We start from the raw sequence: 20,732 nt of genomic DNA on the forward strand, positions 1-20,732 counted from the left end.
CTAATTTCCAGTCGGCACATCATCATCACTGACTTTTGCTGCGTTTTCAAAACGTGTATAGGGCTTCATGAACGTCAAGTGCACGTCACCCGTCGGCCCGTTACGCTGCTTCGCAATCAACAGGTTCACCGCTATCGCTTCCTGTTCCTGCGCGGGCGCATCATCATCATCTTCCTTCGTTGGTTTGTACAACAACAACACCAGGTCAGCGTCCTGTTCGATTGAACCTGATTCACGCAAGTCCGACAAGCGCGGTTTGCGATCTTTGTCCTTCTCAAACTCACGATTCAACTGGCTCAACACGATCACGGGAACATCCAGTTCCTTCGCCAACGATTTCACCCCGTTCGAGATATCCGCAATCTCCTGCTGCCGGTTCTCGGCTCGGCGCGCAGTAGAATGGAGCAACTGCAAGTAGTCAATCACAAACAGCTTGATTCCATACTGCTGTGACATGCGCCGGGCCTTCGCGCGGAGCTGCAGAATCGACAGGCCGGAGGTGTCATCGATAAACAACGGCGCGTTGGCCAGCTTGCCGGCAGCGCTGGTCAGCTTTGGGAAATCCCGCTCAGCCAGGAACCCCTCACGCACATTGCGCATGTTTACCTTCGATCGTGAGCACAACATACGCATCACCAGGGATTCCGAAGTCATTTCCAGGCTGAACACCCCGACGGGTAGCTTTTGATCGATCGCCACATGTTCGGCGATGTTCATCGCCAGGGAGGTTTTGCCCATGCTGGGACGGGCAGCCAACACCACCATTTCTCCCCCGTGCAGCCCGCTCGTCATTTTATCAAAGTCGGCAAAACCAGTCGGAATTCCAGTCAACATTCCTTGCCGCTGATGGTAATCTTCGATGGTGGAAATGGCTTTCTTCACCAGATCCTTCATCTTGTCTGTAGCCCCTTCAGCGCGCGTTTCACTGATTCGTAAAATATCCCGCTCTACTTCGTCCAAAAGCGTATCCACTTCCTCCTCCGAGCTGTACACCCGGTTCACCACATCGGTACAGACATAAATCATCTTCCGGAGAATGAACTTTTCATAAACGATCTCGAGGTAAAAGCTCAGATTGGCCGCGGACGGAACGGTGTCAGGCAGAGTCCCGAGATAAACAAGCCCCCCCACCTCATCCAGCTTGGCCTTGTCCTTCAATCGCTGCTGCAAAGTGATAAGATCAATGGCTTCGCGTTTATCATACATTTCCACCAAATTCTCGAAGATCACTTGATGCCGGAGGTCATAGAAAGACTCCGGTCCGGCCTTCAACTTTTCCACGCATTCACCGATGCAATCATTTGGCGACAGAAGTATGCATCCCAGCACCCCCTGCTCGGCCTCCGGAGAATACGGTGGCAAGCGGTCCAGCTTGGGAGCCGCTTCGACAAAACCAGCTTTTTTCCTGCGGGACTTCTTAAAATCACCCGGTGCACCGGCACCATCAGACATTCCGTCACTCATACTATCATTGAAACGAAAAGGGACGGCAGCTGTAAACCTCTATTCTCAGGTTCTTACACACAGGTTTTTCACAATGTGCCGGCAACAACCCAATCCGTGGAGGAAGTGGCAGTTTAATTTCACTTGCCCTTCCACGGGTTGCCTTTACTCTCGCCCAGTATTTTCGCTTGGACGAAAATCTTAAAATCGCCTATATGGTTAGCCTTGGTAATAACCGCCGCCGCCGCTAGAGGGATGTGCGGAGATTTCCAAATGCTGAGAATGCGAGTTGTAAAATGAATAATCAGAAGACGAGTATATCTTTCAAGACCTGCCCTGCTGCAATCCGATGCCGTGGCTTGGGGCTGGCTTTTCTGGCAACACTGCTCGTTTTCACAAGCTTGATGAGGGCGGGAGCTGCTCCCGAAGTAAATATCTTCCCCTTCCCGGTCATAGCCAGTCTTCCGCAGTCAATTACTTTGGGGCCGGATGGCAATCTCTGGTTGACACAATTTAGCGGCAACAGGATTGCCAGGATCCAGGCCAACGCATCCAGCGTTCAAGGGCCCGGTTTCATAACGGAATTTGTAATTCCGACTGCCGACACGCGCCCCTACGGGATCACCACCGGCCCCGATGGCAATCTTTGGTTCACGGAAGCACACGCAAATAGAATTGGCCGCATCACCACCAATGGAGTTTTTCTCCCCGAGTTCCTGATCCCTACCGCCACCAACTCCAACCCTGCAGGCATCACCAAAGGGTCTGACGGTCGCGTTTGGTTTACCCAATTAACCTACAATGCGCTTGGAGCCGTAACCGCGAGCGGAGTTTTTAGCCAGTACCGCGGCATCACGGGTAACGGAAATGTTATCGCCACCAACAGCCTCCTTTACAACATCACCCCGGGTCCGGATGGCAACCTCTGGTTCGTTGAAGGCGCCAAGGCGAAGATCGGTAGCATCAACCCAACAAATCATGTGGTGCATGAGTACACTCTCCCCACGGCCGGCAGTGTTCCGTTTGACATTGTGTCTGATTCCAAGAATAGTCTTTGGTTTACTGAATACGCTGGTCAACGGATCGGCAGCATCACAACTAATGGGGTGATCTCGGAATTCAAGCTGCCTTCTGCAACCAGTGTCCTGAGCACCAATGGACCCTACGGTATCACAATTGATACGAATAATGGCGTAATCTGGTTCAGTGAGTACAATTCGAACTCCGTCGGTTCGGTCGATATTTCCACACATTTGGTTACCGAATACCACCTCCCTGCAACGAACTATTTCCCCACTCTTTCCTACCTGGTTCTCAATCCCAAGGATAGCCACGTCTGGATTACCGAACCGACTGGCAACACCTATTATCACTTTTTCGTCCAGCAGAAACCTGCCATCACCAAGCAACCCCAGGGAAAGACTGTAAATCCTGGCACTAATGTCACGTTTACCGTCACTGCCACAGGTCCAGCACCATTGCACTATCAATGGCTATTGAATGGCACAAACATCGGAAGTGCTACTCAGAGCAGTTTTGTAATCACGAATGTGCAGACAACCAATGGTGGAAATTACTCTGTCAAAGTCAGCAATAACTTCGGCTCTGTTACCAGCTCAAGTGCTTCGCTGACCGTCAATTCGCTGGTCCCAGTTCTATTGAGCGAACCGCTCAGCCAGACAGTCGATCTTGGCACTAATGTTAGTTTTAGTGCCACTGCTGCCGGGGCCGCTCCACTGACCTATCAGTGGCTATTTAATGGCACAAACATCGGAGGTGCTACTCAGAGCAGTTTTGTAATCACGAATGTGCAGACGAACAATGCTGGAAATTATTCCATCGTCGTAACCAATGCCTTTGGCTCAATTACCAGCTCCAACGCACTACTGAATGTCATCATCCCCCCGATTGCAGTACCGGTTTTGTTCAGCAAAATCCAAAGACTTCCCGGCGGAGACACTGGTTTGACTCTGAGTGGCCAGGCTGGCGACAAGTATGAGGTGGATGGTTCGACGAATTTGGCGAACTGGCTGCTGATTACCAATTTCACTATTAGCACCACCCCCTATCAGGTCATTATAAAAGGTTCATCGAACTCCCCCAGCCTCTTTTATAGAGCCAGATTGTTGCCTTAGTTGGAGAGTTTTTTCGGATGGTTGGTGCATTTGACGAACCGATTTAATCAGGCCTCCCCGAAAAATCTGCAAGAGTGTTTCTGCTTTTTCAAAGACGAGCTCAGCCCTCCGCTTGACTATACCGCTTTCGCACATAAACTCTGCCTATGCGGTCAACATACAATTCCGGCTCGTGCAAAAATTTCTAGTCCAAGCCCCATGAGAAAACCTTCTGTTGGCATTATATTTTTGACCGTATTCATCGACCTCATCGGATTCGGGCTCGTCATTCCCCTGCTGCCGATTTACGCAAAGAATTTCAATGCGACCGGTTGGCAGATTGCGCTGGTCATGGCTGCATACTCCTTCATGCAGTTTGTCTTCGCACCTTTTCTGGGTCGTCTCTCGGATCGCATCGGTCGCCGCCCGGTTCTGCTTACCAGCACCGCGGGAGCCGCAGTTTCTTATCTGATTTTTGCCTACGCCTCGATGCAGCAAGGAGGCACAGCACTCATCCTCCTTATAGCCTCACGCGCATTCGCTGGTGTTTGCGGTGCCAACATTACTGTGGCCCAAGCTTATATTGCCGATATCACCCCTCCCGAAAACCGTTCCAAACGAATGGGCTTGATCGGCATGGCGTTCGGGCTCGGATTTATCTTCGGCCCAATCCTGGCCGCTGTCGCGCGAACTTATTTCGGCGATTCCGGTCCCGGTTGGGCGGCGTTTGCTCTGTGCGCCATAAATTTCTTTCTCGCTCTGACCATCCTGCCTGAAAGCTGGAAACCCTCTTCCGAACATGTTGCTCCGCGTCCTCATTTGGCTCAATGGATGCACACCCTGTCGCGGCCAAAGGTCGGCCTTCTGATCGGCATTTTCTTCCTGGCAACCTTCTGTTTCACCTGCTTTGAATCCACGCTCGGCTTACTCATTTTGTCAAAATTTTCCCTTAAGTTCGATTCGGCTAAGGGCATCAGAACAGTGTCTTATCTGTTCATTTACGCAGGCTTGGTTGGGGCGCTGGTTCAGGGCGGTGCCACCGGTCGCCTGGTCAAAGCCTTGGGTGAACCGAAGCTCATCGCCCTGAGCTTGTTTCTAGTTGCCATAAGCCTGGGACCATTGCCCTTCGCACAAAACTGGACTCAGGTCTTGATTCTACTGGCTCTTCTCTCGATTGGTTCCAGTTTGACCCGCCCTCCAGTATTCGGAATGATTTCCAACTTCAGTTCTGCCCAGGAACAAGGGGTCACGATTGGTGTTGCCCAAAGCGCAGGCAGTCTGGCCCGCATTATTGGTCCACTATTCGCCCTGCCACTTTTTACATATCAGCAGTCGTATCCTTACTTGATTTGTGGTGCAATCTCTCTGCTTACCGGAATTCTCGCCTGGCAACGCCTCAGTCGAGATCACGCGCCAGCAGTTGCGGCTGAACCGCAAAAGGCCGGCTCATAAACCTCGACTAGTTCACTCTCAGCTGCTATTCGTTCCGGCATACCTTTATGATCAAAGGATTTTGCCAGACCTTAGCCTTAGCGTTCCTTTCGCTTTGCTCCCTCAACACTCAAGGCTCAGATGTCCGCCTGCCTTTTGACGAGGCTAAACTGGAGTTCTCCGCTCCCCCGCTTGAACAAGCCAGGTGGCTGCTGCGTCCGGTTGCCGAATATGGTGTACTTGGCAAACCGTTGACTTCTCTCCCGAATCCACAGGAGGACCTCATTGGGAAACCCATGACTGTGGACCGGTCACAACTACAATCTTACCTGTCCAGCCACAAAATAACGGATGCTGAAATCGGCGGCGCAATCACAAATACATTAAAGGCAAAATATTTTGTGATCCATGACGTCAGTGCACCGAACTATCACGAAAAGACATTCCCTACAAACATCAACGAAGCCACCTGGTTTTATAACGGCCTCACTTTCTGGGGCAGCAACCATGCAGCCCACTTTTTCGTCAACCGGCTCGGACAATCCGTCGCTCCCCACCCCCTCACCACTCCGTGGCGTGCCACCAAATTTGAAACCAAAGTATTGAAGGAAAAAAGTCGCGGTTTGTTCGTTCATACCGAACTCATCCAGCCTCGCCGCACCGACCCGCAAGGACGTCCTGGAAATGATGGCATTGCTCCCGATCCTGGGTTTACAGAATCGCAACTGGACCGTCTGGCTCTACTGTATGTAATCGCCAGTGTGGAACACGGTACCTGGATGGTTCCCGCCTTCCACGCCAATATCGATGCCGGGTATTCCAGACGCTCATGATGATCCCCAGAACTTCGATCTGAACTCTGGGCAAAACTTCTCGACGGTTTGTTACACCAGCTTCAAAAGGATGTCGCCCAAAAGAATTAATCAATTTCGCTTGAAAACAGGGATACCAAATTGAAACCACATTTTGCTCCAAAAGTGCAGTCTTCCAAGCTGCTCCCGCCAATCCTGGGTTTTCTTCTTTTACTCTTCTGTCTCGAGAGCTTCTCTGCAACCAACGAAGCCAGCCTCCGCTTTGAGGTGACTCTCAAGCAGGGCCTTGTCGCAACGCCTCAAACCGGACGTCTTTTGGTCATCCTTAACCAAAAGGAATCTCCCGAACCGAGGTTCGCCATCAACGACGGCTCTGTCATCATTGGCCGCGATGCCGACGATTTTGTTTCGTCTCAAAAACTCCTGCTCGATCACTCAACCATTTCCTGCCCTATTCCCAATCCTTCCGAACTCCCGACAGGAGATTATTTTGTCCAGGCATTGCTGATGGTGAATCAAGACCTTCGCCTGCCGAATGCCCCTGGTGATTTGTACAGTTCGGTTGCCAAAGTTCATATCGATCACGCCATAAGTAATACAGTCTGTCTCCAACTCAGTCAGCAGATTGGACCAGAGCAATTACCAGCAGATACCGAGCTCGTAAAATTCGTTCAAATACAATCAGCTCTCCTGAGCAAATTCCATGGCCGCCCCATCTATCTGCGGGCAGGAATTATTCTGCCGCGCAATTTTAACCGGAAGCCTTCCGAAACATATCCCCTCTGGGTGCGCGTTGGCGGACTGGATACCCGTTACACCGCCGTGCACTCTATGATGGGCGAAAAATCTGATTTTCAAAAGACCTGGCTTGCAGACGGAACTCCACAAATGATCATGTTGCAACTGGACGGCGCCGGTCCTTATGGCGATTGCTACCAAATCAACTCCGATAATAACGGTCCCTACGGCGATGCCATCACGCAGGAACTGATTCCTTATGTGGAAAGGCACTTTCGAGGAATTGGCAAGAGCCGGGCTCGCGTGCTTTCCGGCGCTTCTACTGGTGGTTGGGCATCGCTGGCGCTCCAGATATTCTATCCTGATTTTTTCAATGGTGTCTGGAGCTCCTCACCGGACGGGGTGGATTTCCGCGCCTTCGAATTGATCGACATTTATTCTGACACAAATGCCTACGTAAATAAGTTTGGATTTGAACGGCCGAGTGAGCGGACTTTGCAAGGAGACACCAAATTAATCATGCGCCGCGAAGTGCTGATGGAAAATGTCCTCGGTCGCGGAAACAGTTGGACCTTATCCGGTGGACAATGGTGCGCCTGGAATGCTGCTTATGGACCCAGGGGAGCCGATGGTCAGCCAATACCATTATGGGATCCTCAAACCGGGAAGCTAAACCATGAGGTGGCTGAAAAATGGAAGAGCCATGACCTGAATCTAATTCTGCACAAGAATTGGAAAGCCCTTGCCCCTAAACTTCAGGGCAAAATTCATATCGCCGTGGGCGATGCGGACAACTATTTCCTCAATAATGGCGTCCACCTGATGGACAGTTTCCTTTCGCATGCAGATCCTGCCTACCGAGGCCGGATTGTTTATGGCCCGGTCAAAGGCCACACTTGGTCCGACGTTTCCATGCGGGAAATGATGAATGAAATGAAAGCGGCGACTGAAAAGTAGGCTTCGCAATTTGCAGAGCGCTCTATTTTCCAACCGTTTCTGCAGCATCCAGATGACGCAATTTGATTTGCCGTATCGCCCCGGTCGTCTGCCACGTGGCAATGCCAAGCGGCTTTGAGCGTTCGATATCTCCGTAACGCAGGGAAATCTTTTTCCCTTCAGTCGATACATCAATGATGTTCTTTTCATCCAGCCAGGCTTCAATCTTCTCTGCTGTCACCCGCACTCGCACGCGGTACCACCTGCCCTTTTCAAATTTGTGATACTGCGAGGTCTCGTTCTCAGAGGCATCCTCACCATTAATACTGGACAGACCAACCAATGCGCCGCCCCATCCACCCAGGATCAGGCTGCAATACGAATCCTTCACGGGAAATGTAAGTCCACAAAAGAAATCCGACCCCTCCACTCGCATCGCATCGAGCGCGATTTCATAATCCACTTTCGGCACCTCATTGGTCCAGTTGATGCCAGTCAATTGGTCACCCATGTTGATTACAATCAACCCGGATTCCACCTCCGTCGTCCCATGTCCTCCAAATGGCGTAAGTTCCCAACCTTGCAGAGACTTGCCATCAAAGAGACTCTTCCATCCTGCTCCGGCCAATGGAGCCGAAGGCGTGGCAGCCGCTTTTTCAAAATTAACATCCGAATCACTTGCTGAGGCAGCCTGTGGTGCTGCTGGCTTCATCTGTGGGCTTGGAGAGGATTTTGGCGAGTCGCTTCGAGTTTGGTCTTGCCGTGTGGCGCATCCGACTCCCCACAAAGAAATGAGAGAAAGACTGAAGCTAAGAATCTGAAATGACCTTTTCATAAATGGTTCAATAACCCTGTTTTTTCATCCAATACATGACGATCAAAACCAGTATGCAAGCCGCTGACATATAAACTGCAGAACTGATGAAATAGGAAAGAACAACCAACAAGAGTCCACCCGCAAGAGGAATCGACGATTTCTGCTTCCAACCAAAGATGAAGAATCCGGTGCCGATGGCTCCCCAGATGAGTGAGGCGAATAAGAAGCTCGCGTCCAGTTTCAACATACTTTCTCCAGTTCCGCTTGACCGTGAATTGTGATGGCGCTAAGACACATTTCCGTCCAATCTTTTTCCAAGCATTGCGGGAAAGGTTCCCTCAGGCAATGCAATAAAGATTTTATGACCACACCCGGTTTTCTTCGAATCCTGCCGGATGGACTTTTACTTTCGATTAAGCTGCAACCGCGAGCCTCCGCGAATCAAATCGGGGAGCCTCTTGGCAATGAACTACGGATCAAAGTCACCGCACCTCCCGTGGATGCAGCCGCAAACGAAGCGTTGCTTCGACTCCTTGCTGATATTTTGAAATGTCCTCGCGGCAAGGTTGAACTCGTGCGTGGCCATACCTCCCGTCACAAAGTAATTAAATTGCATGGGTTGGAAGCCAATGCCGTGTTGACCAGGCTTATTTCCCACGATTGACTAAATCGGGAATCCTGCATTTTGGAACATTATTATTGCAGTGCGATTGCCAACTCGCCCGTATCTTGTTTTACTCTACACGGTGCAGTCAGAAATCGTAAAATGTATTGAAGCAACCGGCTCGGTCGCCCCATGGCTGTTCCTCGTCCTCTTTCTCCTTGCCTCCTTCCTCATGATCTGGCGGTTGGAAAATATGGCTAAATCAGGCTTGGAAGGAACAATCCTGGGAACCCTTGTCATGCCCTACTGCTCCGGGATCGGGAATCTAATATTCGCATATGTACTCGGCAGGCAGGGTGGAGAAGCCAGCGAAGTAATGACGAATTGCCTCGTGAACAACGTCACGAACATGACCTTCATTCTCGGCTTCCCTGCCATCTTTTGGAACATGAGCATCATTCCCCAAAAGCAGGACAATAATGGGAAGGGAAAGAAGAAGAAGAAGAAGAAAAAGGAACCCAAATCCAGTCAGAACGTGTACAAGCTCAACAAACTCTCCCTGCTGCTGACCCTCATCGCTGTTTTGTTCTTCACGGGCGCCACCTGGATTGTGGGCGGGGATGGAAAGATCGACTTTGCTGACGGGATTGTGCTCGTTGGCATCTTTCTATTCTGGCAATGCTTTCACGTCTTTGAAGTGCTGAAAGGCAATGTTCAGCAGAATCGCAGCTTCGATTGGATGCTGGCAGTCGATTTGCTCCTGTTGGGTGTGGGGGCTTTCGCTGTCTACATTAGCACCGATTGGCTGGTAGCCTATGTTTCAAAAATTCATACCGGTTTTATCAGCGCCAAATACATCGGTTGGCTCAGCGGCTGGTTGATGGTGGTGCCAAATGGTATGCTGGCAATTTACTACGCCATCACGAAACGCCCTGAAGTCGTCTATACCTCGCAGGTCGGGGACGGACACATTTGCATCCCGCTCTGCATCGGCATCTTTGCTTTGTTTAAATCCATAACAATGCCTCAGTTCTTCCAGGCGGGCATGCTTCTGCTGGTTGGGGCGACCGTAGTGCACCTGCTATTTGTAGGCTTCTTTAATCGATTGCCTCGTCTCGCAGGACTGGGACTTACCGCGGCCTACGGCTATTTTCTCTACAAGGGTTTATTGAAATGAGCTATAGGTTATACACGAGCGGACTGGAACGAACTTTATCACTGAACTCGACGAATGGCTTTTGGGCTTCCAGCCATTGCGGATGTTTAGCAATGTCTTCCATCGTTTGGGAGGTATTATTGCAAATAAGATAAATCCCATCGCCCAGGACGACAAAGGCCTCGAACAACGTTCCCACTCCATGCCTGGTAAATTCAAAATCCCCCACCCCGTGCCGATCCTTCACCAGTTCAGCACGCAAAGCTCCAAGGTCATTGGCAAAATTCTTCAGAAAATCATCATTGCGCGGTCCAATATAATTCAAAATTCTGCTCTTTTTCTGGGCCAGCGAGATAATCGCCCATTCATCAAAAACCGTCTTCTTGTACCGGGCATTCATCTGGTCGGCGCATTCTTTGATCAACTTGGTAGCTTCTTGAAGAGTCATAATGATGGCAGAAAAGGATTCATTTCCAAAATTGAGGCATTTTTAGACTGTACATATTACCATCTTGGTGAACACGCAATCGTCATGCCAGATTACGGATCGAAGTCAGCCTAGGTACCGTTGAACATAACAACTAATATCCGCGAGCCTGAAAATTAAATCCTGATGTTAACTGACCACAATTTGAACCGTAACGGTCGCCTGGCAAATTGGGTTTACAAACTTCTCTGGATACTATTCCTCGCCTGCTGTATGGGAAGGTTGCTGGGGGATCTTGCAATGTTTCCATTGCAAAATGCCAGAATTCTGGGAGACGGTTTTCCTGTTATGGCCGCCATCTTGAGCGTGGCTACGCTTATGCGCACCTTGCCTGCCGAAAACTCCATCATGGTTGCAATCTATGTGATCGTAATATCGACCGTGCTTACGATGATAGAGGTACGAATCGGAATCCTGTCCGGCCCAATAAGCTTTACTAATGTGTTCGGGCATAAATTGTTTGGCCGTGTCCCCTGGGCGATGCCTTTCATCTGGGTGACTCTCCTCATTAATTCCCGAGGCGTTGCCAAACTGATTCTTCGTCCCTGGCGCAAAGCGCGCTATTACGGGTTCGGGATGATGGGCTTAACGAGCCTGTTGATTGTTCTGCTCAGTTTCCAACTGGAACCGTTCGCCACCCGCGTGAATGACTACTGGCATTTCACCACTCAAAGGATTTCGTGGTATGATACGCCTTGGACCACCTTCCTGGATTGGTTCATCGGTTCGCTAATCATTCTTGCCTTCACAACGCTCTGGTTCATCAATAAAAAACCAGTCAAGAGCGAGCCGGTTGATTTTCTTCCACTGCTAATCTGGTTAATAATCCTCGGACTTTTAACCACCGCGAACCTTCATCATCACCTCTTGACCGCAGGGATTTTAGGAATTGCTACTGTCATTATTGTCTCCCCGTCAGCGGTGGCAGGAGCGCGGTCAAAGACTGATAATGTCAGCTAGGATTTCTGTTGATCGGATGAACTTTCCACCTGCTTTTCAGTCTCGCGCACACGGGTTAGCTTGAGCGTAGCCACGCGCATTCCCTCCATCTCTTCCACTTTTAACGAGTAGTCACCCACGGTAACGATGTCACCCATTTTGGGAAATCCGCCCAGTCGGTGCGTCACCCAACCACTGACGGTGGTAACTCCCTCTTCCTGCAATGTTTCACCCACAATTTCCGATAGCTCATGCAAAGGCAGGGTTCCGGCCACTTCCCAGGTCTGACCGCTGGTTTTGGTTACAAGTGGTTTCTCCTGATCAAACTCATCCTGAATTTGACCGACGAGTTCCTCCAGGACGTTTTCCAGGGTTACCATGCCTACTGTTCCGCCATATTCATCCACTACAATGGCAAAATGCAGTTTTCGATCCAAAAAGAGCTGAAGCAGCTTTTCCAATCGCGCTGTTTCGGGCACATAAATCAGTTTGCGTACCACCGGTTTCAAATCCGCTCCGCTGCGAGCCTTGATCCGCATGGCAAAAAGATCTTTGATATGAATCACCCCCAGTGTTTTGTCCAAATCACCATTTTCGCACAATGGAAAGCGGGAATAGCGACTTTTTTCCGCCACATCCAAACACTCAGTGATGCTGGCTTCGGTATCCAGGAATGTAATTTCCTGCCTTGGACGCATCACCTCGCGAACAATGCGTAGTCTCAAATCCAAGGCATTCATCACAATATCTCGTCCAAATCTTGTGGCACCCGATTGTCGTTGTGTTGAGGTGAATAACAGGCGTAGTTCCTCCTCGGAATGAGACCGTTCGTGCTCGTCGACCGCCTTGATTCCAAATTGATCCAGGAGCCATTGGGCGGAATGATTTAGGAGCCAAACAAAAGGATGCGTAATCAATGCGAACCATGCCAGCGGCTGAGCTGTCCAAAGTGCCACGGGAACGGTCTTGCGCAGGGCGATTGCCTTGGGAGCCAGCTCACCGACGACAATCAGCAGGAAGGTGTTGATGAAAAACCCGAGCGAAAGCGCCACCGTGTGTCTGATGGTTTCTGAATCCACATGCAACCAGCCAAACACAGGATCCAGCAGCGCCTTAAATACAGGCTCCACCAGCATTCCCAGTCCCAGACTGGCCAACGTTATGCCAACCTGCGTGGCACTGATGGCAGCATCAAGATTTTTGGTCAGCAAGCGCAATATCTTCGCGCGTCGGTTTCCCTTCGAAATCAAAGTCTCCACCTGTGTGTCGCGAACTTTAACCAATGCCAATTCAGCAGCCACAAAAAAGGCGTTCAGCAGCACCAGGCCGAAAACCCCCAGCAGTCTGACTACGTTTGTGCTGAATGTATCCATTCTACAGCCGCACCTCTCCGAACATGGTCTTGAGGATATCTTGCAAGCCTACAATCCCAATTTCGCGTTGATTCCGCCCAAGCACTATCGCCAGCCGTTCCCCGCTTCTTTGCATCCGCTTCAAAGCGTCCTCCAAACGCATTCCTTCTTCCAGATATAGCGCCGGCTTGACATAATCACCGGCCGTTTTTCTGACATCCAAATCAGGTTGGTATAATACGGTTCTCAGACTGACAACCCCAATGACCCGCCGTTGAATCCCGTCATTCCTAAAAACCGGCAGGCGGGTAGCGCGTCTTTCCTGAGCCAATTTGAGCACTTCGCTCATCGGCGTATCGACGGAAACGGTCGCAACTTTCTCCATCGGGATTGTCACCTGGTGCACTGTAATATTTTGCAAATCCAGGACGCGATTAATCATGATGCGTTCTTCGGATGTAAGTCCCTGGGCTGACTCCTGCATCACCAGCCGCATTTCATCCCGGCTGCCGAATAAGTTGCCCGTAAATGTTTTCCCCCCGGTCCAACGCAGCAAGCCATGAGACAGACTCGTAACCAATGATACCAAAGGGGAGAGCACCATATAGGTTATTCTAAATGGTATCGCCACCGCCATGCATAAACGATTGGGATAGGCGCGAAAGAGCATCTTTGGCAACAATTCGAAAAAGGTGTAAAAAAGAAACATGATGACGATGAAGCCCGCCAGCAGTGGAATCGGATGCTGGCCAAACCATCGACGCAGAAGAACCACCAGCACTCCCACAGCAATGAGATTTGCCAGGGTGTTGCCAATAAGAATTGTCCAAAGAAAATTTTCCGGCTGCTCGAGGTATTGGAGCAAAACCATTGCCTTGCGATTCCCCGAACGTGCGTACTGACGTATCCGTATGCGACTTAATGCCAGCACACCCGCCTCCATCCCTGAAAAAATGAAGGAGAGGATAAGACAAATTCCAATTACGATGACGATGAGCAATGTGCCAGCCATGGGATTATTTCCTCATCACCTCCACCAATAACTCTCGCACGCGACGTTCATCGGCCGAGGTTATTTTTAGTCGTAAACCGCGAAAACTTACTGATTCACCCGTGGCAGGAACGGTTTGCTTTTGCGCCACAGCGAGTCCTCCCATGGTATCAATCTCGGGAACTTCCCCGAGAGCAGGATACTCCCGGCGGAAATCGTCCAACCGCATAGTACCATTGACCCGCCAGCGTCCGGGCCCCAATTTCTCCATTACAAAGCCTTCCGGTTCTCCTTCCCCACGGATTTTTCCAACCATCTTTTCAAGGATATCCTGCATGGTGATGATCCCGGCAGTTCCGCCGAACTCATCCAGGACAATCGCCAGACCGCGTTGCTGCCGTTGGAGACTCTTTAAAAGCTGAAGCAAATTCATGGTTTCCGGCACAAAGGAAGGAAATTCGATGACGTCCGCCAGATCTGTCTCTGGATCGATCAAAAGTGTCCGGACATTTAATACCCCCACGATAGTGTCAGGAGATTCATCGTAGAGCGGCAACCGGCTGTGTTTGTATTTGCGGGCGGCCGCAATCATTTCTTCAACTGGAAGATCATCTGGAATACAGGCCATCTGCGCGCGAGGCTTCATTACATCCTTGGCAGTTTCACGGTCCAGGCCGATAATCTGGAGAATAATTTCTTTTTCGGACTGGGCCAAAGTCCCCTGTTGATAAGCCAGCTCCAATAGCTCCTGATACTCTTCGTCCGAAAGCACGGATGGTGAGCGTGCCGACTTCGGAAGAACTGCCTTTAAAATCATCGTGGTGATCGTTTGGGCTGTGTAGCGGAACGGACGAGTCACGTTCAGCAGAAAGTGCATGGGGCGCGCCACACGTAATGCCCACTTTTCGGGTGCCCGCACAGCCAGTGTTTTGGGCACCACCTCGCAACCGATCAGGATCAAAACCAGCAAACAGGGCAGTAGTACAAAAAACAACCAGTCGTCCCATGGAGCGGCCCAGAGAGTTATGGCCAGGATCGCAGCGTTGGATACCGTATTTCCCAGGACAATGGTGGCAAGCAGGTGCTGTGGCTCAACCAGCAAGCGCGCCACCAATCCTCCAGGCACTCGCTTTTTCTCCTCCAATTGTCGAATTTGCCACTTTCCAAGGGAAAACAATGCCGACTCTGCCAGGGCAAAGAAAAAACTCCACCCCGCAAACATCAACACCCCAAAAAGAGACACATATGGCATGAGTGCCATGTAAATTAATATGGGGCTAAAATTGCAAAGGCAAAAGAACAAAACCCTTGCTTCCAACGCTGTTGCAACGCAATAACCTTCGCTCTGTCAGGAGGATGCCTGGTTTGTGACCTAGTTTAACGCCACTCCGCGCCGGATATAAGTCGGCACGTCCAGATCTTCGCCTTGGTGGATCGTCGGTTCGCTCTTCTCAAACCGGCCTTTGGACACTATTTCCAACGGCAATTGCCCTTGGAGCATCGCAAAGGATTTTTTGCGTGAACGGCCGGAACTGGTTTTGCCTTGGGAGGAAATCAGATGCTCAGTCTGTTGCGGTGTCAGGGATGGAGCTGGCGGAACGTATCTCGAAGTCGGCCGCGGAGTCACCTCCGGATTTAAAATATTTTTTTCTTGTTGAGTGGGAGAACCCGTCTCGACGCTCTCTCTTGGTGCAACCTGTGTGTGCATCTGACGGGAGCTAGGCTTTTCCTCACGGCTGTTGCGTCGGGAAGCAACCAGCGTAACTGATAACCGGCCAGCGAAGCTCTCATGAATGCCAGCTCCCATGATGATGTGGGCATTTTCGCAATGACGGTTGATCTGTTCCATGATGCGATTGATCTCGGTCATCGTCATGTCAGGACCACCCGCCAGGCTTACCAGAACCGCATCTGCTTCGGACATCACCTGGCCGCCTTCAAGAAACGGATGCGCCAGGAGTTTTTCAACCACTTCCTTCGAGCGGTTCTCACCTGAGGCTTCGACTGTGGCCAGGGAACTTTCCTCGTGACGTCCCCGCAACACTGCACAGAGGTCATTGAAATCAACATTAATGAGGCCGGTTTGATTCAATAGCCGCCAGATGCCTCGCACACCTTGAGCCAGGAACTCGTTGGTAATCTTCAATGCCTCGTTGACGCTGGTATTCTCGTCAATAAGCTTAAAAACCTTTTGATTCGGCAGGCAGATCACACCATCGGCCTCACTCTTTAAATCGCGCAAGCCGAGTTGCGCCTGACGCCCACGGCGGGAACCTTCAAATTCAAATGGAAGTGTGACGATGCCCAGCACCAGCGCACCGCCTTCCTTTGCCAGCTTTGCAACCACCGGCGCCGCCCCGGTTCCTGTTCCGCCACCCATTCCGGCCACGACGCAAACGACATCGGCGCCAGCTACCAAACCCCGAATTCGGTCAATGTCCTCCTCTGCAGCAGCACGTCCCATATCAGGATCACCACCCGTGCCCAAACCACGCGTAAGCTTGGAACCCAGAACGATCTTCTCGGCCACTCCCAACTGGTTCAGCGCCTGTGCGTCAGTGTTGATCGCCAGAAAGCTTATTCCCTCATAGGTCTGTTGGGACATGTATTCCGTGGCATTGCCGCCCGCACCACCGACGCCAATAACTTTGAGCGAAAACTTTTTTCCGATTGGCGCCGCCTCAGGCATTATGTTCATTTCAGATTCCATAATCTCTATTAGTTCTGAACTTGAGTCTTGAACGCGAGCTCGGCGTTTACGATTTACGATTAAAAATATCCGTGAACGTTTGCCGGATACCCTCAGTTATTCCCGTTCTACGCTTTTTTTGTTGGAACGAACCGAACTTTACTAGGCCTATGGCGGTAGCGAATTCCGGCTGATCGAGCGCCGATTTGATTCCGCTGATGGAATTGGCCTTGCCGAGAGAGGCCGGCAATTGAAACACCCTCTCTGCCAGCTTTAAAATATCCGGAATGCGGGCTCCACCACCGCAAATGAAAACGCCGGCCCGCAAATAATCCAACAATCCCGATTGAGCAATATCCTGCTCAATTAACTGAAAAATTTCCTCCAACCGAAGCGTCATAATCCGACGCAAGTGTTCGAGATTAATGCTCTTTTCAGGCAATCCAAGTTCGCTGGAAATGCTGAAGCTCTGGCCTTTTATATTATCATCTGCCGTGGCCGATCCGCGTTCAATCTTAAGTTGTTCCGCACGTCCCAGCGGCACCTTCAATCCATAAGCCAGGTCATTCGAAACATGATCGCCGCCCACCGCGAGCACACCTGTATGCTTTATGATACCATCTGCATAAACCGCGAAATTCGTCGTGCCGCCACCGATATCGATCACCAAGGCTCCCATTTCCTTTTGTTCGGTGGTGAGCAGTGCCAGCGAGGAAGCGAGCCCATTGAAAACTATGGCTTCCACTTCCAGTTGCAATCCTTTCACGGTTCGAATGGGGTTCTGCAAACGGTTAAAATTCCCATGCACCACGTGCACATCCACCTCTACCCGGGCCCCCAACATGCCGGTCGGATTGACGATGCCATCCTGTCCATCCACAGTGAAATGCTGGCGAATGGCATGAAGTACATGGTTTTGCGCGGGGAGATTGATGGCCTTGGCGTTTTTGATGACATCCTGCACATCCTCCTCTGTAATCTCACGGTCTGCTGAAACCACCGGATGAACTCCTCGATTGTTGAATCCACGAATATGGCTTCCAGTCACCCCCAAATAGACACTCCGTATTTCGACATCCGCCATCTGCTCGGCTTCGACGATGGCATTGCGTACATCCTCCTCCACCAGGGGCGCGTCGGCAATTTCGCCTTTCCGCACACCGCGGGAGCGCGCCTGCCCCACGCCGATGAGATTCAGAGCTCCGGTGGAGTTCACTTCGCCCACGACGGCGCAAACCTTGGAAGTTCCAATTTCCAGTCCGACAATCAAGGATCCAGGATCAAACATTTTTCCTCCTGTTACGTTGTGAGAATTTGGTTTTGGGAGTTACCGGCGGAACCGAACTCGCTTCAACCCAGCGTGCCGGAATGTTATTGGGCACTGACAAGTCGAGAGTCGCTATGGCTTTGGTCATCTTTTGCCCTTGGTCGTAGATTTCACGCCAGCGACGCAATTGCCGATCCAAATCCTGAGTGGAGAAAATGACCTCAGTTCCCTGCCCCGTCGTGACGACCAAAATTTCTGGCGAAGAGACATCAATCTTCTTCAGTTCCACCATGCCCTGCATGGGTGAGCGTTCAAATGCCGTGACTAGTTGCAAGGCCGATCGGGCTTGCAGTAAATCCAGCCGCTTGCCAGGAACCAGTTGGTTGAGGTTAATCCCTGAAATGACTGGCAACACGTCGTTGGTTTGGATCGCGGCGGCAGCACGTTGTTTGGGATCGATCACTGCCATGACATAGCCATCTGAATCCACGTGCAGGATTCCCAAATCGAGTCCAGTTCCATTGGTACGGGCTACCGGCACATAGATTTGCGCCAGTGGTTCACGCTCGGAAACGCGCAACCGAAGCGTGTGCGGCAACACTCGTTCCACCGCCACAGATTTAATGACGGAAGCCATTTCCAGGTCCCGTTTCACCTGTCCCAAATCAAGGGCAAGCAGGTTTTGTCCGGTTCTGACTCCGGCCCAAATACGTAATTGCTCAACCGCAAGCACCCCGTCTGATTGGATATCGAGTTCCTGAATGGCGAAAGCCTTATTCTGGTAAACCAAGGCATTCAAAGCCCATGTACCTGTGCACCAGAAAACGTAAAGGCAGAAAATCGTGGCAAAGACCAGGCCCAGAGCGATGGCACTGATACGAATGCGCGTCGCCCGCACCTGGTCCGAGCGCAACTTTACGTCCAGTACGTGATCGCGGTTTAACCGGCGGTTTTTCGGCTTTCGTTTCAACAGAGCCATAATGCCCTTCTCTATTTTGCGGTTACCTCTTCAATGCCAGATCAACCATCTGCTGACACAACTCAGCGTATCCGATGCCTGCCGCCATGGCGGCTTTAGGCAACAAGCTTGTCTCGGTCATCCCCGGCAGCGTGTTGACTTCCAGCACAACTGGTTCACCATTTGGCCGGACCATTACATCCACCCGGGAATAATCACGGCCGCCAATGGCTTTAAAAGCTCCAAGTGCCGCTTCCTGAATCCTGGCTGTTACTGCCTCGTCAAAGGGCGCAGGGCAAAGATATTCCGTCGCACCTGCTGTGTACTTATTTTGATAATCGTAATTACCAGCCTTCGGACGGACTTCCACGATTGGCAGAGGCCGGTTTCCAAGAATGCCAACGGTGGTTTCTCTTCCCAGAATCCGCTCTTCCATCAACACCTGGGTATCATAGCGCAAAGCTTCTGCGAGTTTCTTGCTCCAGTCACCAACACGATCAACAAATTGTAATCCAACACTGGAGCCCTGGCGCACTGGTTTCAAAACCACCGGCGGTTGCCAGCCCATCGGCCACACGGCGCTGCGGGATTCAAAAATCATGAAACGCGCCGTAGGCACCCCGGCCTCAACGCATTTTTGTTTGGTAAGGATCTTATCGAATCCCAGGCGGCTTGCCTCGGCATCACAGCCAGTGTAGGGAATACCCAGTTTGTCCAACTCCCGTTGTACCGTACCGTCCTCGCCGTAGGTGCCATGCAACGCGAGAAACACCACTTCAGTCCCCGCTGGCAGCGACCACTTTTTCTCTTTCGGATCAAGCTCGTCAACCCGATGGCCGAGTGAGCGCAATGCTTTCGCCACGGCCCCGCCCGTGCGCAAAGAGACTTCACGTTCCGCGGAAGGCCCGCCCAACATTACGGTAATTTTGAGAATTTTGGACATTTTGCTGGATACCATTCTGAGTGCAAATGTTGTCACGTTTTCGCGTGTACAAGTCAAGCCATTGGCAAAAAAATCACCGAATTTTTTACAACGCAGACGTAATGCCTAATCCTCACCGACAATTTCGACTTCGGTTTCGAGTTCCACTCCTCGTTCTGAACGAGCGCGCTGCTTGATCAACTGGATCAGGTTGAGGACATCCTTTGCCGTTGCCTGACCTTCGTTAATGATAAAATTGCCATGCTCCTGGGAAACCATCGCGCCACCAACACGCGTCCCTTTCATTCCCAGTTCATCGATCAGCTTTCCAGCCGGTATGGTTCCCGGATTCTTAAAGATGCAGCCGGCGCTCGGAGCGGCAGGTTGGGATTCCCAACGCTTCGCACTGAATGTTTTCAACCGTTTCTCCACCACTTCACGATTGGACGGGTGCCCCTTGAGCACTGCACCCAGTGCGATATGGGTCTTCAAAAGAGGACAGGAACGGTATTCAACTTTTATCTCGGTTGCCTGCTGTTCATGTACCTCCCCGCCGTAATCCATATATCGAATGGACTCGACCACATCAAAAGTCCACCCACCCATGGCGCCAGCATTCATGCGTAATGCGCCACCCACGGTTCCTGGAATGCCTTCCAGGAATTCCAGACCCGTGAGCTGATGTTTTTTGGAATCCATGGCCACCTGTTTCAATTTGGCGCCGGCACCACAATGCATGAGGTAGCCCGAAAATTCGACCTTGCTAAAATTGGGATGTACCAGGCAAATGACCACCCCATGGATTCCTCCATCCCGCACCAGGAGATTCGATCCGCGTCCCAAAATAAAGATTGGCGCATGGAGCCGATTACAAATCTGTAGCACCTGGGCAAGCTCAGTTTCAGAAGCTGGCTCTACATAGACGTCAGCGTTGCCTCCTACTCTCATGGTCGTCCGTTTCGCCAACGGCTCGTCCGCCCGCAAAATGGTATTTGCGGACACTTTGGACTTCAATTCGGTTAAAAGTTGCAACTTCATGTCAGACCTATTCTGCCCGGAGGACTCTCCGTTGGATG

The 20,732-nt window shown here is 51.1% G+C and carries 19 protein-coding genes; 7 read left to right on the forward strand and 12 right to left on the reverse strand.

Annotated features, from left to right (window positions below; genetic code table 11):
* On the reverse strand, positions 1-1,464 hold the full coding sequence (gene dnaB, locus CFLAV_RS14885; RefSeq protein ID WP_007415590.1) for a replicative DNA helicase: 1,464 nt from the start codon (positions 1,462-1,464) through the stop codon (positions 1-3).
* A gap of 275 nt (positions 1,465-1,739) precedes the next feature.
* On the opposite strand from dnaB, the gene CFLAV_RS32365 reads away from it, so the two are divergent.
* The 4 genes from CFLAV_RS32365 to CFLAV_RS14905 all read left to right on the forward strand — a co-directional run bounded on the left by CFLAV_RS32365 (position 1,740) and on the right by CFLAV_RS14905 (position 7,495).
* Positions 1,740-3,578, forward strand: a complete 1,839-nt coding sequence (locus CFLAV_RS32365; RefSeq protein ID WP_007415591.1) for a virginiamycin B lyase family protein — start codon at positions 1,740-1,742, stop codon at positions 3,576-3,578.
* 198 nt (positions 3,579-3,776) lie between these two features.
* Entirely contained in the window at positions 3,777-5,009 is a 1,233-nt protein-coding gene (locus CFLAV_RS14895; protein ID WP_007415592.1) for an MFS transporter, read from the forward strand.
* Between the two features lie 47 nt (positions 5,010-5,056).
* Positions 5,057-5,821 (forward strand): hypothetical protein, encoded by a 765-nt coding sequence (locus CFLAV_RS14900; RefSeq protein ID WP_007415593.1) that lies wholly within the window; start codon positions 5,057-5,059, stop codon positions 5,819-5,821.
* Between the two features lie 120 nt (positions 5,822-5,941).
* Positions 5,942-7,495, forward strand: coding sequence for an alpha/beta hydrolase-fold protein (locus CFLAV_RS14905; protein ID WP_050785772.1), 1,554 nt, complete (start codon positions 5,942-5,944; stop codon positions 7,493-7,495).
* Positions 7,496-7,517: 22 nt separating this feature from the next.
* Here CFLAV_RS14905 and CFLAV_RS14910 read toward each other — a convergent pair whose 3' ends face one another.
* Both CFLAV_RS14910 and CFLAV_RS14915 read right to left on the reverse strand, forming a co-directional pair.
* On the reverse strand, positions 7,518-8,186 hold the full coding sequence (locus CFLAV_RS14910; protein ID WP_007415595.1) for a 3-keto-disaccharide hydrolase: 669 nt from the start codon (positions 8,184-8,186) through the stop codon (positions 7,518-7,520).
* Between the two features lie 130 nt (positions 8,187-8,316).
* Positions 8,317-8,538, reverse strand: coding sequence for a hypothetical protein (locus CFLAV_RS14915; RefSeq protein WP_007415596.1), 222 nt, complete (start codon positions 8,536-8,538; stop codon positions 8,317-8,319).
* A gap of 114 nt (positions 8,539-8,652) precedes the next feature.
* Between CFLAV_RS14915 and CFLAV_RS14920 the strand changes: the two genes are divergently transcribed.
* Both CFLAV_RS14920 and CFLAV_RS14925 read left to right on the forward strand, forming a co-directional pair.
* A complete protein-coding gene (locus tag CFLAV_RS14920) occupies positions 8,653-8,955 on the forward strand; it encodes a DUF167 domain-containing protein (protein ID WP_007415597.1) in 303 nt (100 codons plus the stop codon).
* 40 nt (positions 8,956-8,995) lie between these two features.
* Positions 8,996-10,072 (forward strand): calcium:cation antiporter family protein, encoded by a 1,077-nt coding sequence (locus tag CFLAV_RS14925; RefSeq protein WP_007415598.1) that lies wholly within the window; start codon positions 8,996-8,998, stop codon positions 10,070-10,072.
* 1 nt (position 10,073) lies between these two features.
* Here CFLAV_RS14925 and CFLAV_RS14930 read toward each other — a convergent pair whose 3' ends face one another.
* Positions 10,074-10,499, reverse strand: a complete 426-nt coding sequence (locus CFLAV_RS14930; protein WP_007415599.1) for a hypothetical protein — start codon at positions 10,497-10,499, stop codon at positions 10,074-10,076.
* A gap of 165 nt (positions 10,500-10,664) precedes the next feature.
* On the opposite strand from CFLAV_RS14930, the gene CFLAV_RS14935 reads away from it, so the two are divergent.
* Positions 10,665-11,498 carry a carotenoid biosynthesis protein gene (locus CFLAV_RS14935; protein WP_007415600.1) on the forward strand — a complete coding sequence of 278 codons (834 nt, stop codon included), beginning with the start codon at positions 10,665-10,667 and terminating at the stop codon, positions 11,496-11,498.
* Here the strand turns inward: CFLAV_RS14935 and CFLAV_RS14940 are convergent.
* From CFLAV_RS14940 to murB, 8 genes are all read right to left on the reverse strand, one after another.
* Positions 11,495-12,850 carry a hemolysin family protein gene (locus CFLAV_RS14940; RefSeq protein WP_007415601.1) on the reverse strand — a complete coding sequence of 452 codons (1,356 nt, stop codon included), beginning with the start codon at positions 12,848-12,850 and terminating at the stop codon, positions 11,495-11,497. The two genes, CFLAV_RS14935 and CFLAV_RS14940, sit on opposite strands and share 4 nt — an antisense overlap.
* A 1-nt stretch (position 12,851) precedes the next feature.
* Positions 12,852-13,841 (reverse strand): hemolysin family protein, encoded by a 990-nt coding sequence (locus CFLAV_RS14945; RefSeq protein WP_007415602.1) that lies wholly within the window; start codon positions 13,839-13,841, stop codon positions 12,852-12,854.
* A 4-nt stretch (positions 13,842-13,845) separates the two neighbouring features.
* Positions 13,846-15,081, reverse strand: a complete 1,236-nt coding sequence (locus CFLAV_RS14950) for a hemolysin family protein (RefSeq protein WP_007415603.1) — start codon at positions 15,079-15,081, stop codon at positions 13,846-13,848.
* Between the two features lie 111 nt (positions 15,082-15,192).
* Positions 15,193-16,518 (reverse strand): cell division protein FtsZ, encoded by a 1,326-nt coding sequence (ftsZ, locus tag CFLAV_RS14955; RefSeq protein ID WP_160164587.1) that lies wholly within the window; start codon positions 16,516-16,518, stop codon positions 15,193-15,195.
* A gap of 58 nt (positions 16,519-16,576) precedes the next feature.
* Entirely contained in the window at positions 16,577-17,797 is a 1,221-nt protein-coding gene (gene ftsA, locus CFLAV_RS14960) for a cell division protein FtsA (RefSeq protein WP_007415605.1), read from the reverse strand.
* On the reverse strand, positions 17,790-18,755 hold the full coding sequence (locus CFLAV_RS14965; protein ID WP_007415606.1) for a cell division protein FtsQ/DivIB: 966 nt from the start codon (positions 18,753-18,755) through the stop codon (positions 17,790-17,792). The genes ftsA and CFLAV_RS14965 overlap by 8 nt, the downstream gene beginning before the upstream one ends.
* Positions 18,756-18,777: 22 nt before the next feature.
* On the reverse strand, positions 18,778-19,677 hold the full coding sequence (locus tag CFLAV_RS14970; RefSeq protein ID WP_040548885.1) for a D-alanine--D-alanine ligase: 900 nt from the start codon (positions 19,675-19,677) through the stop codon (positions 18,778-18,780).
* A 105-nt stretch (positions 19,678-19,782) separates the two neighbouring features.
* On the reverse strand, positions 19,783-20,694 hold the full coding sequence (gene murB, locus CFLAV_RS14975) for a UDP-N-acetylmuramate dehydrogenase (RefSeq protein WP_007415608.1): 912 nt from the start codon (positions 20,692-20,694) through the stop codon (positions 19,783-19,785).
* Positions 20,695-20,732: the final 38 nt, after the last annotated feature.

Origin of the sequence: Pedosphaera parvula Ellin514, assembly GCF_000172555.1 — a bacterium.
In the GTDB taxonomy this organism is placed as follows: Bacteria; Verrucomicrobiota; Verrucomicrobiia; order Limisphaerales; family Pedosphaeraceae; genus Pedosphaera.

Coding starts and splice junctions, on each gene's coding strand:
- dnaB (WP_007415590.1), bottom strand. CDS start 1,464: ATGAGTGACGGAATGTCTGATGGTGCCGGTGCACCGGGTGATTTTAAG.
- CFLAV_RS32365 (WP_007415591.1), top strand. CDS start 1,740: ATGAATAATCAGAAGACGAGTATATCTTTCAAGACCTGCCCTGCTGCA.
- CFLAV_RS14895 (WP_007415592.1), top strand. CDS start 3,777: ATGAGAAAACCTTCTGTTGGCATTATATTTTTGACCGTATTCATCGAC.
- CFLAV_RS14900 (WP_007415593.1), top strand. CDS start 5,057: ATGATCAAAGGATTTTGCCAGACCTTAGCCTTAGCGTTCCTTTCGCTT.
- CFLAV_RS14910 (WP_007415595.1), bottom strand. CDS start 8,186: ATGAAGCCAGCAGCACCACAGGCTGCCTCAGCAAGTGATTCGGATGTT.
- CFLAV_RS14915 (WP_007415596.1), bottom strand. CDS start 8,538: ATGTTGAAACTGGACGCGAGCTTCTTATTCGCCTCACTCATCTGGGGA.
- CFLAV_RS14920 (WP_007415597.1), top strand. CDS start 8,653: ATGACCACACCCGGTTTTCTTCGAATCCTGCCGGATGGACTTTTACTT.
- CFLAV_RS14930 (WP_007415599.1), bottom strand. CDS start 10,499: ATGACTCTTCAAGAAGCTACCAAGTTGATCAAAGAATGCGCCGACCAG.
- CFLAV_RS14935 (WP_007415600.1), top strand. CDS start 10,665: ATGTTAACTGACCACAATTTGAACCGTAACGGTCGCCTGGCAAATTGG.
- CFLAV_RS14940 (WP_007415601.1), bottom strand. CDS start 12,850: ATGGATACATTCAGCACAAACGTAGTCAGACTGCTGGGGGTTTTCGGC.
- CFLAV_RS14945 (WP_007415602.1), bottom strand. CDS start 13,841: ATGGCTGGCACATTGCTCATCGTCATCGTAATTGGAATTTGTCTTATC.
- CFLAV_RS14950 (WP_007415603.1), bottom strand. CDS start 15,081: ATGGCACTCATGCCATATGTGTCTCTTTTTGGGGTGTTGATGTTTGCG.
- ftsZ (WP_160164587.1), bottom strand. CDS start 16,518: ATGAACATAATGCCTGAGGCGGCGCCAATCGGAAAAAAGTTTTCGCTC.
- ftsA (WP_007415605.1), bottom strand. CDS start 17,797: ATGTTTGATCCTGGATCCTTGATTGTCGGACTGGAAATTGGAACTTCC.
- CFLAV_RS14965 (WP_007415606.1), bottom strand. CDS start 18,755: ATGGCTCTGTTGAAACGAAAGCCGAAAAACCGCCGGTTAAACCGCGAT.
- CFLAV_RS14970 (WP_040548885.1), bottom strand. CDS start 19,677: ATGTCCAAAATTCTCAAAATTACCGTAATGTTGGGCGGGCCTTCCGCG.
- murB (WP_007415608.1), bottom strand. CDS start 20,694: ATGAAGTTGCAACTTTTAACCGAATTGAAGTCCAAAGTGTCCGCAAAT.